This window comes from Paractinoplanes brasiliensis, assembly GCF_004362215.1.
Lineage (GTDB): Bacteria > Actinomycetota > Actinomycetes > Mycobacteriales > Micromonosporaceae > Actinoplanes > Actinoplanes brasiliensis.
The window spans coordinates 2,909,918-2,921,432 of record NZ_SNWR01000001.1; the positions used below are offsets into that span (position 1 = coordinate 2,909,918).

Here is an 11,515-nt window from a genome sequence, read left to right on the forward strand (position 1 = left end):
GCCTCGGAGCTGCGGTGGGCGATGACCCGGATGATGCCGAGGTCGCGGACGAATCGAGACACTTGTCGTGGTCGTAGCAGCGGTCGGCGTAGACCGTCTGGACCCGGCTGCCCCGTTCGCCGTGGACGGCTCGAGTGCCCGGGGCTTCGTCGTGGGCCGATACGTGAGGTGGTTCCCGGCGTGTTCGTTATTCAGGTGCGCATCGAGCAAGGATGAGTCAGTCGCTGGGGCGCGGTGGGGTCTCCAGGTCGGGGATGACGTCGGCGAGTTCGGCCAGCGTGATCAGCTCGGGGTGTCGATGTAGCCACCAGGATCGTCCGGCCGGACCGGCAGTGCCTTCGCCTGTGGTGGTGAGGACGGCGGTGGCGATGGGAATCTGGGTGGCGGTGTCGGCGAGCAGGTTGTGCAGGTTGGTCTGACGTTCGGTGGAGTGCAGGCGAAATAGGACTGGCCAGCGTGGTCCGTCGTGGAGGGCGAGGCGTTCGTAGCCGGCGATTTTGCGCAGCAGCTCGGTGAGGGGTTCCCCGCCGGGTCCCCCGGTGTCGTACTCGAAGAAGAACGGCACCTGCCGGTCGTGATGGGCCCAGATGCCGTGGCCGTCGGGCCGGATCGGGGTCTTGAATGTCTGGGCTGAGGTGGTCTGGCCGGGGCGGGTGAATGCTCCGTACTTGCTGCTTCGGCTTTCTGACCACCAGCGCAGGAGACGGTGATCGGGGTGGGTGCGGGCGTGTCCGGCGAGCTGGGTGAAGAACTGGTTGACGCCGAGGCGATGCGCCAGGATGCGGGTGGAAGTCCACCGTCGGCGGTTGTCGCGGGCGTAGCCGGGCCGCGGGTGGGGGTCGCCGCGTTGCGCGGCGACGACTTCGGCGCCGAGTTGGTCGATGACGTAGTGGTAGGGGTAGGAGCCGCCGCCTTGCCGTAGCGGCCGGAACCGGTCGACGACCTCGTGGGCGATGAGGCGTTGCAGGCGGCGTTGGGCGAAGTCCAGCGACGGGAACAGGGCATAAGCGATCTGCGGGGTAGTCAGCACCCCGTGGTCACGCAGCCACTGCAGAAGCAGGTGGTCGCGGGGGCTGAGGGCGGATTGGACCCGCAGGACACGGTCAGACACGGGACGCACCTTCCGTAGGTAGGGAAGTGGGGAACACCGAGTTGGTGTTCCTGAGCTGCGCCGGGTTCTGGCACCTGGCGCGTGCGCTGCGCACACAGGGCCCAGCGGTGTCCGTTTCCGGGTCCGCCTGAAGACGGCCCCGGCAACTGACCCGCACATGGCCACCTGCACTGGCCCCAAGACGAGACGGTCTCGGGCAATCGAGGTGCAGTTGTCGGCCTCGTCGTCCGGTCGGCACGGCTTACCGCTGACCGACACACCTAGGACAGGGCATGCTGCCGTCACCGCGTCGTCGGGCACGGGCGAACCGGGGCTCTTCCGGCGGTCGGTGGGTGGGCTGCCACCTGCGGGTTGGGTACGGCAGCCCGGGCCCTGGTGCGGCGACATGGTGATCGAGGCTGTCTCCCGTTCGGGGAGCAGGAAGAGCGGATGCGTGGGCGGAACTCGCAGAGCCAGCACCGCCCCCGGTCCCGCACCTACCAAACTCCGAGTGTCAGAGCTGACGAACACCTCCCGCTATGACACCGCAATGACACCAACTCTGACACCACGCTGAGCAGGACGAACTCCCGCAGAACCGATTCGTGATGCCCGACGTCCACCGCATCTGTCGTCGATGAACCTGACAGTGGGAACGACAAAGGCGGCGGTGACACTGCCGTGACCGGTGACATCGATGCTCTGACACCTGAGCCATCAAGGCCGTGACACGCGGGCCGCGGCCAGTCGCTACCCAAGGCCAAAGGCCAGCCACCCGCGCCCGGCCACCCCCTCAGCCGCGGTCACGGCTCCGAGCCGGTGTCATCGCCGCGTGGCCGACGTCGCGCCCTGATACGTGGGCGCCGGCGTGGATGGCCGTCATTGCTGAGATGGTCAACCTGGTGCGTCAGGCGACGTTAGCGACCACAACTTCGTTCGGCCGGCAGATGTCAGCCCGCCGATGAGCGGGCCTGCACAGTGGCCGCTGTCATCGGTCGCAGCGGCCGAGGGCACCCAGCTGGAGCGTGGGGCTGGCCACGTCGCTCTGACACCGCCATGACCTGCAGGTAATGGCCCTGCCCATCGATCCGCCCGACAGGAGGTGCTCTGCGGCCGTCGATGGCCTCGGCCGAGGCCTACCTGCAGCCGGCACAGGCCGCTTGTTCGGCGAGCCGCCCTTCTGACCTGCGGTGTCACGCATTTCCGGCCGCTGTGGACGACAGGGACACGTAGATCCGGCGACATCGCTGACACGACGAGGCAGCTCTGACAGCGCCCGGCATCAGGAGCGGCGCACTGCTTCTCCACGACCAGTCGCGTACCAGAGGACTACCCCGCAATGGCCATCGAGCACTCGATGCGCGGCCGCGGAACAGGCATGGCCACCAGGTTCCCTCCCCCGAGTGCACGTCGTGGCCATGCAGTCATGGCCACGACCGGAACGATGGCCATCATGATCATGGCCATCGCGATGGCCAGCTGGCCACTGATGGCCGTGGCCAGGTGGCCACAGCTACGGTGACGGCCAAGGACGGGATGTCCTTGACTGTCCCGCCGCTCTCAGTACAGGCCCGTTCACGCAGCTCGTAAACACCAACGAGTACGCGGGCAGGTGGACCGCCAGCAAGCCGTCCTCGTCGTACCCAGGGACTGACCACAGAAGGTGTGGCCATGCCGATCGGAAGACCGCCCTCTGCGTGTTCGACTGGTGTCATTGGATCTTGGGCGCTGGGCGCTGGCCTCGCCATGGCAGTAGGCAATGACAGCAAATTGCTGATCATGGGCTGACCTGCGGTGTCATAGCCTCGACCACCGGTGTCATCGGCGGAGGTGTTCGTCAGCGCTGACACAACGCGTTTGGTGTACGTCGGCACCTGACGGCTGGTCGTACGGTTGGGCCAATTTGTGTGCCACCGTGTCACCCCGGACGGAAGATAGCCGCCAGCGCCGAGGAGGTAGCGATCTTGCCGCCGACGAGGCGCTCACGCCGTTCAGCGCGGACCTGCCGTCATCTCGACATCACTGTGAAGGAGCGCCCTCATGTCCGACCATCGCCGTACCCGCACCCCACGCCGCCCGGACACCAGTGAAGCCCACCGGTGGAGCCTGCAGGAGATCACCGCGCTGGGCGTCACGACCGACGTGGTCACCGCCGGGCAGATCCTCGGAATGTCCCGTAACACCGCCTACGCCCACGCCCGCTCCGGCACCTTCCCCATACCGGTCATCAAGGCCGGGCGACAGTACCGCGTCGCTGTCGCCGCCCTGCTGGCCGTGTTGCAACCGGCCGCCCCCGGTGCAGCCCCGGGCAATGCCACCGGCGATATGCCGCCCTGAACCACACCTTGTCCCCGGACCGCCGAACGCCCGCGACGACCTCATCGTCGCGGGCGTTCGAGCCTCCATGTCGATCTGGTCGGTGCGGCTGCTGGCTAATCCCCTGACCCGGACGGGCCGCTGCCGGCTATTGGGGGCGCTTGCGCTGCGCGGTCACTTGGACCCAGTCGTTCTGGCCCTCGGGTACCTCCTCGCGCATGCGGCGCAGCATGTCACGGGCCTCGTCCTCGTCATCGAAGTAATGCGGGACGCTGCGACCTTCGGCACCACCGACGCGTCCGACGACCTGCCAACCAACGCCGGTGCTGATCAGATAGAGGTCACGCCGGTTGCTGCCGTAACGGCGGTTGAACCAGTGTTCTACCTGCTTGGCCATGACCACCATCGTGGAACATACGTTCGAATGACGTGGAGTCCGGCAAACACACGCAGTTCGGCGCGACGGATCCGCGTGGTAGAGGCCATATGCGGCACCGGGGACTTCTCGCTAACCCGTGCCGGAAGCGACCCAGGTAGGGCGACCAAGTCCACGGGCGATGTAGGCGTACACGCGCCGACGTTGACGATTGCGCGGCTCATGGCGACGTGCTCGACGGTGTATAGCGCCAGAGTCACCTGACGCAGGTGGCCAGAGTGATGCCGTCGATGCCGGTAGCGCGTGGGGAAAAAGGTCCGCTGGCTGACCATAGCCAAAAGGCATCTGGGTGCAGCCTTCTGCGATTGAGCTGCGCGTTTGCTGTGCTTGAGTTGTCGTTGCAGGTCGCTGGGCAGCACGAAAGCCCCGTCCGAGGAACGAGGCGGGGCCTTGCTCACATGCAGCTGGCGCGGTACTCGTTCCATCGGTCGGCAGCGACCACCATGCGTCTGGTCCAGGCGTCAGGCCGTGGTCCGGCGATTTGGTTCCACATCCGGGCGTTGGCGGCGGCGAAAGCTGCCAGCCCGCCGCTGGTAGCCGTCTGCCACCCGGGTATCCGTTGTGCCCAGAGTTCGGCATCGACCGGTTCATGACCGGCGCTGATGAGCCAGATCGTCCAGTACGCCGCGTCCAGCCAGGCGGCCCCTCGGGTAGCCCAACCCCAGTCGACCATGCTGGCGCGACCGTCGGTGACGATCACATTGGCGTTGTTCAAGTCGGTGTGCAGCAGGCAACGCCCTGCAAAATGGTGAAGTTCGTCGGGCGCGGCGTAGTGCTGAAGCCTTAGCGGCGCCTCGCGGAGGGTGATATCTGGGCACGGGATCTCACCGAGGCGAGTCAGCAGGTCCACGACCGGTTTGAGGTCGCCGGACTCGGGTCTGTAGTCAGCCTGATGCCCGGCGATGGCCTCGAAGATCAGAACGTCCCACCCGTCGGTATCGATCCGGGCGAGTAGCGGGGGCGCGATCGCACGGACGAACGGAGCGACGGCCGCTTCGGCAGCTTGGGTCCACACCCAGCGATGGTCGCTGGGCAGCGCTTTGACGAAGTAGTTCCCACCGACGGCCATGAGCACAGCGGCAACGGAGCTGTTGAGTCCTGCTCCCACGCTTTCGGCATGGTGAACGTCGCCGGTGTATTGCTCGACCTGGCGCCGGACGTTCTCCGGCAGGTCCCCGTAGGGAATGCGGGTGGGCGGCATATGAGCTTCTCGATCTCGACCAGGCCCCGGGGCCGCCCCGTCCATGGCACGGCGGCGACCCCGAGTGTTGGGTTGGGTCAGTTGTACGGGTTGTCGTTGCCGCAGCCGCGCTGGTTGGTGGCCGTCAGCGTTTCGACGTTGCTGACGATGACGATCTCGGCCGGGTCGGAGTTGGTGACGGGGCGGCGTACGGGCGTGGGTGCCGGGCGGCGGGTGATCTCGACAGCGGTGACGGTCATGATTTGTTCCTTTCGCCGTGCTGACAGTAGTGATCCAGTGGTGCCTTCGCCTCCTGGTACACGCGCGCCATGGGTCGGCATACCCGGCACGTGGACGACAGCGTGCAGTCGGTACATCCACCTGTGCGAAGCATTTGGGCGTCTGCGATCGCGGGCAGACGCATCAGCCCCTCGGGTCCTTCGGCGATCAGGCTGATCGGGTGGTCGCGGCCGACCTTGCACATGGTGGCCATGCCGTGCGGGTCGACATGGAACGAGGTGTGCCCGGCTGGACAGCCGCCGAAGACGGCACTCTTGTCGAGGTAGCCGGGCGCCTGAGCCTGCAAGGTCGATCCGTCGCCGGTGTAGGTCGGCGAGATGGAGCCGTACTCGTTACGCGGGAAGCCGAGCTGGTCGACCAAGGAGCGCATGGCTTCCAACTCGTCGACGTTGTGCTTGGTAATGATGATCGTGACCTCGACCGGCAGTCCGACCTCAGCCGCCGCGAGCAGGCCGGCATACGTCCGCTTGAACGCGCCCCGGGTCTGGGTCAAAGCGTCGGCAGTTTCCGGGCTTGCCCCGTACATCGACACGGTGATCTTGTGCGGGCGAGCCGCAGTGAACAGGGCCAGATGCTCTGGCCGCGCGAGTCGTGAGCCGTTGGTCAGAATCTCCAGCATCATCCCTGCGTCGTGGGCGCGCTGGTAGGCAGGCGGAAAGTCGGGATCGATCAGCGGTTCGCCGCCGGTGATCTGAAACCACAGCACGCCCATGCCGGCCAACATGTCGATCAGCCGGAGCTTGTCGGGTAGCGCCAGTCCGGCGAAGGGCCGCTGCTCCAAGTAGCAGTGTTCGCACGAAAAGTTACAGCCTTTGTTGATCTCCCACGAGGCGCGGCTGTAGACGACGGGTCCAGCCGGCCGCGGACGCACTTTTACTGCGCTCGTTACCGGCCGCCCGCGCAGCTCAATCTGCCAGGCCTGCCGAGCAGCGTTCGCGAACCATCCGGGGATCGTCTCGCCATTCGCTGCCGCCTCGGCCAGCTCGTCGTAACGGTTGGTAGGCAGCTGCATGCCCGCATCAGAGCCGGGACGAACGGCGAGAAAGACAGCTTCTTGAGGACTGACGATGACGGACATCTCTTGCCTCGATCCTTTGCGACGACCGGATACTTCGGCGGAAGGCCTGCGCCCCTCTGCCTGGGAGATGGTTATGGGACCTTGCCGACGGCGGCGTAGGTGATGGCTTCGTGTTCCTCGCCGTCGGCGCGCGGGTCGTGTTCGGGGTGCCAGGCGATCGTGGAGACCAGGCCGGGTGGTTCAAGATCCAGGCCGTCGAGGAATTTCGCGACCTCGTCTCGGGTGCGGGCCTGAAACGGGCCGTGCTGGGCGGAGTCGACCAGCTTGGTGAGCCGTACACGTACCTGGTCGTCGACCGGATCGAACGTGGCGTGTGAGCAGAGCACGTAGCTGCCGGATGGCAGAGCCTCGATGAGGGTTCGCACGGCGGTGTACGGATCGTCTTTGTCGGTGCAGAAATGCAGAACCGCGGCGAGGATGAGCGCGACGGGCTTGCTCATGTCGAGGGTGTCGGCCAGTTGGGGACTGGTCAGGATCCGCTGGGGCTGCCGCAGATCCCCGTCGAGGAACGCGATCTTGCCTTCGTCGGTGCTGACCGCCAGGGCGCGGATGTGAGCGGCGACCAACTCGCTGTGATCGACATACAGCACCCTCGCGGTCGGGTCGACCCGTTGGGCGATTTCATGTCCGCCGGGGCTCATTGGCATCCCGCCGCCGATGTCGAGGAACTGCCGGATCCCTTTCTTCGCCGCCAGGTACCGCACCGCGCGAAGCTGAACCTGGGATTCTCCCGGGCGGCGACATGAACTGCCGGGAACTCTTTCGCGATCTCCGCACAGGAGGCCCGATCAGCAGCGAAGTTGTCCTTACCGCCCAGCAGATCGTTGTAGCGGCGGGCCGGATCCGGCCATTGTGGGTCAAGGCCGCGCGGGTCGCTCATGGTGATTCTGCTTTCCAAGATCGTACGAACGGCCGGACCGGGAGCCCTCGGCACTGTCGCAGGCAGGCGGGCAGGGTCAGTGGTGTGCCAACGTCCAGGCCGGGTCGGGACGTAGGCACTCCACTGCGGAACCGGCTGGCATGAGTGACGGAGAAGAGCGGGCCGGTAAGCCAGATGAGGCGAGAGCCCAACGACGACCAGGCAGTCATCGCGCGCACCCCGCCGGGGAGCTGGTGCAGACGTGGATACCCGGCCAGCGCAGCAGCCGGTCGATGGTGAACATCGGCGTCAAAGCGGGCTGGATCAGTCCGCCCGCGGTGACCAACGGCCGCCGGCGGCCGGGCAGATGCGTCTGGGCGCGGCGGGCGCAGCAGTCCTCGAGCGTGCGCTGTGCGGCGACGAACGCTGCCGCCCGACCTGACTCGGCGGTGATCCGGTCGAGCATGCCGACCGCGTCGCGGCAGCTGTGTTGCTGGTACACGGCCACGGCGTGCAGGAAGCCGCCGATGATCGTGCGGGGCCGGTCGCCGAACTCTTGGGCGAGCCGGATCAGGTCGGCGCAGGAGTCGACGGCGTCCGGGGCACCGGCGACCACGGCCGCGTCGCTCAGCACGGTCGCGGCGGCCAGCAGTAACTTCGGACTTTCCAACCCCTGCCCGGCGGCTGTGGCGACGGCAGTGCTGGCGAGGGTCATCGCTTCCCGGGGTCGATCGAGGCGCATGGCCGTCTCCGCCCGCAACGTGTGGCGAAGGGCCGCGTCCGGGACTCGATCGGCTGTCAGAACCCGATGCGCGGTTTGGGGGAAGGCGAGCACCATTCCGTACAACCGCTCCTCTTCGGTGCGGCCGAATACCCGGGCCAGCCCCGGACTCAGCACCCCGGACGCCACCGCACCCGCGTATCGCCGGTCGCCGCGATTCCTATCAGCCGCGCCGGCTCCCTCGTACGGACGTCTGGTAGAGCCTGCGGCCGGGGAGCTGTGTCCGCTCGGATCAGCATCGGTCCGCGTAATCGGGGCGCATGGCTGCCCGTCTGAGGTGGCGCCTAGTCCGAAGCTGGTCATGGTCCCTCCCGAGTCAGAACGTGCGATATCAGTCGGTGCCGGCGGGTCGCCACATGCGGTAGAGCGGGATGTTGTCCGCGACGTCGATCGTCGGTGGGTTCATGTCGGTGTAGCCGTGGCGGTGGTAGAGGCCTTGGTTCTGCGGGCTGGTGGCTTCCAGGTAGGCCGGGATGCCGTCGGCGTCGAGCCGGGTGTGGGTGTGGGTGAGCAGGCGGCTGCCGAGGCCGTGGTTCTGCATGGGCGGGCGCACGGCGAGGAACAGCAGGTGCCAATGCGGGTCGGCCGGGTGGTGGGCGTCCATCTGCTCGTCGAGGTGCTGGAACCGGGGCAGGGCGTCACCGGCCAGCTCGGCCAGCCGCTCGGCATAGCGGTCCGGTTCGGTGACCGTGCCGGTGCGGTCGAACCAGACGGCGGCCGCGCTGTGGTCCTCGGTGACCACGACCTGCCCGGCCCCGTCGATCGCATGGGCGATGTAAACGCGGTACCACGAGCGGGTGACCTGCCACCGGTGCTCTTGCTCGGGGACGAGGAAGCGGATCACATCGAGGTCTTCGAACGCGTCCGCGACGATGTCGGCAACCAGTTCGATGTCGTCGTTTCCGGCGACACGCAGGGCGGGGATGGTGTTGGCAGGCGAGCTCAACGGGGTTCCCTTTCGTCAGAGGATGGTCTGCAGGCCGGACGCGCTGGCGGTGGCGCTTCGGGTGCCGCGCCCGATGCCCTGGTAGACCGCCGGTCGGGTGTGTTTGAGGATCAGCCCCCACACCGTCCCGCCGACGAAGATGGCGAGCAGGACGATCGGCACCCAACGGGCGGGGCCGGCGCCCGGGTCGACACCGAACAGCAGGTGCAGGTTGTCGACGGCCAGGTAGGCCAGGAACAGCAGGATCACCGTGGACAGCAGCGGAGCGAGCAGCCGCTGCCACAGGCCTTCGCCGCGTGCGTCGCGGGCGAAGAACGCGATGACGGCGATGCTGGTCAGGGCGTACAGGATCAGGACGGCGAACCCGCCGGTGGTGGAGCCGAGATAAAACAGCTGGACCAGCGGATCCCACCCGGCTACCGCGTACACGCTCAGCACGGCGGCGGCGAACGCGCTCAGGGCCAGTGACGCCGCCCTTGGTGCTCCCTTGAGCGTGCAGTGACCGAACAGCCGCAGCAGGACTCCTTCGCGGCCCAGCGCGAACCCGTACCGGGTGGCGGCGTTGTGGAAGGCGATCGCCGCTGCGATCAGCCCGGTGCCCAGAAACAGCCGTCCGACGATGACCGCGGTGTGACCGAGTGTGCCGGCGGCTTGGTTGAAGAACAGGTCACCGCCTTGGGCGGTGGCTTGCTCGATGATGGTCGGCCCGCCGGCCGAGATCTGCACCAGCGACGCGTACGCATACACCGCGGCGATGATGGACACGGTGGCGTACGTGGCGATCCGGATCGTCCGCTTCGGGTTCTTCGACTCCTCGATATAGACAACCGACTGCTCAACCCCGGCGAACGCGGTCATCCCGATCACGACCAGAACACCCGCGCTGGGACTCCACAGATTGTCCAGCGACAACGCGCCGGTGTTGAAGGTGAACCCGACGGTGAGCATGATGGCCAGGCTGTAGACCAGCACCAGCAGGGTTTCGGTGACGACCAGCACCACCAGGACTTTCTCCGACAGGCTGATCTCGTTGGCGCCGAGCACGGCTGCCAAGATCAAGGCGGCGAAGGAGAGGACCCACCAGGGGACGCCCAAGCCGATCCAGTCCGAGACCAGGGGTTCCACCAGTGCCCCGAAGCCGCCGAAGCAGCACATCAGGAAGCTGGTGTAGGTGGCCAGGGCGAACCAGGAGGTGCCGACCCCGAGCGGCCGACCGAGGCCTTGCGAGACGTAGGCGTAGAAGGCTCCGGCGTTGGGGATGTGCCGGGCCATCGCCAGATAACCGACCACAAACAGCATCAGGATCGCGGCGACCGTGATAACGGCGATCGGGAAGCCGAGCAGGCCGGTGACCGCGATCGCCGTGCTGACTACCAAGGTGACCACGGTCAACGGCGCCACCGACGACGCGATGGCGGCGCCGATCGCGAACGGGCCGAGCCGGTTCGCGGCCAAGGCATGCGACACGCTGCCCGGCGCGGTGAGAGATGGTGAAGCGGACACGTAGGTGTTCCTCCAGCCAAAAGACAGGGAATGGATGTGCTCGCGCAAAACGGGGGTGTGCGAGAAAAGGGGATCAGCGCATCGCGGCCTCACCAACGGCAGCGTCCGCAGCCCGTAATAGCTCTCGGCTCGGTTCGTCCAGGCCGCGTTGGAGTTCGTCCGAAAGATACGAGCGATCGGCCGGGTTCAAGGTGGCGAACGCGTGATGGTGCAGGCCGGTGGCCAGAATCAGAGCGGCTAGACACAACTGCGACCGGCCGAGACGTTCTCTCCCTTGCAGCGCGATGCTGAGCCTGTTCGCCGGAGTACCGGAGGCCACCGAGTCATGCGGCACAAATGTCGTCGTCGGCGCGCGCAGCAGCCGACGCTCTTGCTTCGGTCTGGCCAGCCCCACCCGGGCAAGTCGGTCAACGACGAGCGTTTCAGCCCGGCCTTGATACGCCAGGTACGACAGCCACTCCGCGTGCCGATGGCCACGCCGCCGATTCCACGTCTCCTCCGGCCTTGAACTTTCATCAGGGCTGACCGGTGGGTACGGGAACTGGGCGGAGCGGTCCGCAGCTAAGGCGTGCCCGTGCCGGCCGTGCGACCCGTCGGCTGGCCAGGTGAAGCCCTCGTGCGGACGGGCAGGCGCACGGCCCGGCAGCTCGGCCGGAGCCCAGCTCAGCTCCTCGGTCTGCATTTTGCGCAGCAAGGTCCTCAACGCCGGATCGTCGGACAGGTCATGCCTGGTGCGGAAGAAGTCGCCGTCGCACAGCTGGACATAGCCGTTGTAGACGAGTTCCGCGAGCAACGCGGTTCCCAGCCCGACCCCCAGCGCCCACGGGCCTAGCCGAGCCTTACCGTTGACGCCATCGTGCGCTGCCAGCCACAACTCATCAGCAAGACTCGTCACAGCCGAGCCCCCACCGCGCCCGAGGTGACACCGGGTCGGCCCGCTGGCCCAGCTGCACGTACGAGTCGATGAGGGCAGTGCCCAATGTCGATCGTTACACCGCAGCCGGGGCACCACTGCCGCGTTCGAGT

At 66.9% G+C, this 11,515-nt stretch carries 12 protein-coding genes; 1 reads left to right on the forward strand and 11 read right to left on the reverse strand.

What is annotated here, in order from left to right; genetic code table 11:
- Nucleotides 1-217: 217 nt before the first annotated feature.
- Nucleotides 218-1,111, reverse strand: coding sequence for a replication-relaxation family protein (locus C8E87_RS13005; RefSeq protein ID WP_133873340.1), 894 nt, complete (start codon nt 1,109-1,111; stop codon nt 218-220).
- 2,019 nt (nt 1,112-3,130) lie between these two features.
- Between C8E87_RS13005 and C8E87_RS13010 the strand changes: the two genes are divergently transcribed.
- Entirely contained in the window at nt 3,131-3,427 is a 297-nt protein-coding gene (locus C8E87_RS13010) for a helix-turn-helix domain-containing protein (RefSeq protein WP_133873341.1), read from the forward strand.
- A gap of 127 nt (nt 3,428-3,554) precedes the next feature.
- Here C8E87_RS13010 and C8E87_RS13015 read toward each other — a convergent pair whose 3' ends face one another.
- From C8E87_RS13015 to C8E87_RS13055, 10 genes are all read right to left on the reverse strand, one after another.
- Nucleotides 3,555-3,803 (reverse strand): hypothetical protein, encoded by a 249-nt coding sequence (locus C8E87_RS13015; protein ID WP_133873342.1) that lies wholly within the window; start codon nt 3,801-3,803, stop codon nt 3,555-3,557.
- A gap of 433 nt (nt 3,804-4,236) precedes the next feature.
- Nucleotides 4,237-5,043: a protein kinase family protein gene (locus C8E87_RS13020; RefSeq protein ID WP_133873343.1), complete on the reverse strand. Its 807-nt coding sequence runs from the start codon at nt 5,041-5,043 to the stop codon at nt 4,237-4,239.
- A 77-nt stretch (nt 5,044-5,120) separates the two neighbouring features.
- The gene (locus C8E87_RS43660; RefSeq protein WP_166661156.1) at nt 5,121-5,282 is read right to left on the reverse strand and encodes a hypothetical protein; all 162 of its coding nucleotides are present in this window, start codon (nt 5,280-5,282) and stop codon (nt 5,121-5,123) included.
- Nucleotides 5,279-6,400 (reverse strand): radical SAM protein, encoded by a 1,122-nt coding sequence (locus C8E87_RS13025; RefSeq protein WP_133873344.1) that lies wholly within the window; start codon nt 6,398-6,400, stop codon nt 5,279-5,281. Before C8E87_RS13025 ends, C8E87_RS43660 begins: the two co-directional genes overlap by 4 nt.
- Before the next feature lie 71 nt (nt 6,401-6,471).
- Nucleotides 6,472-7,104, reverse strand: coding sequence for an SAM-dependent methyltransferase (locus tag C8E87_RS13030; protein ID WP_166661157.1), 633 nt, complete (start codon nt 7,102-7,104; stop codon nt 6,472-6,474).
- A complete protein-coding gene (locus tag C8E87_RS46795) occupies nt 7,038-7,280 on the reverse strand; it encodes an SAM-dependent methyltransferase (RefSeq protein WP_133873346.1) in 243 nt (80 codons plus the stop codon). Before C8E87_RS46795 ends, C8E87_RS13030 begins: the two co-directional genes overlap by 67 nt.
- 205 nt (nt 7,281-7,485) lie before the next feature.
- On the reverse strand, nt 7,486-8,001 hold the full coding sequence (locus tag C8E87_RS13040; protein ID WP_133873347.1) for a hypothetical protein: 516 nt from the start codon (nt 7,999-8,001) through the stop codon (nt 7,486-7,488).
- A gap of 370 nt (nt 8,002-8,371) precedes the next feature.
- Complete coding sequence (locus C8E87_RS13045) at nt 8,372-8,986, reverse strand: GNAT family N-acetyltransferase (protein ID WP_133873348.1); 615 nt, start codon at nt 8,984-8,986, stop codon at nt 8,372-8,374.
- A gap of 15 nt (nt 8,987-9,001) precedes the next feature.
- Nucleotides 9,002-10,489: an APC family permease gene (locus C8E87_RS13050; protein ID WP_239080757.1), complete on the reverse strand. Its 1,488-nt coding sequence runs from the start codon at nt 10,487-10,489 to the stop codon at nt 9,002-9,004.
- 73 nt (nt 10,490-10,562) lie between these two features.
- Nucleotides 10,563-11,384 (reverse strand): GPP34 family phosphoprotein, encoded by an 822-nt coding sequence (locus tag C8E87_RS13055; RefSeq protein ID WP_133873349.1) that lies wholly within the window; start codon nt 11,382-11,384, stop codon nt 10,563-10,565.
- Between the last annotated feature and the right edge of the window lie 131 nt (nt 11,385-11,515).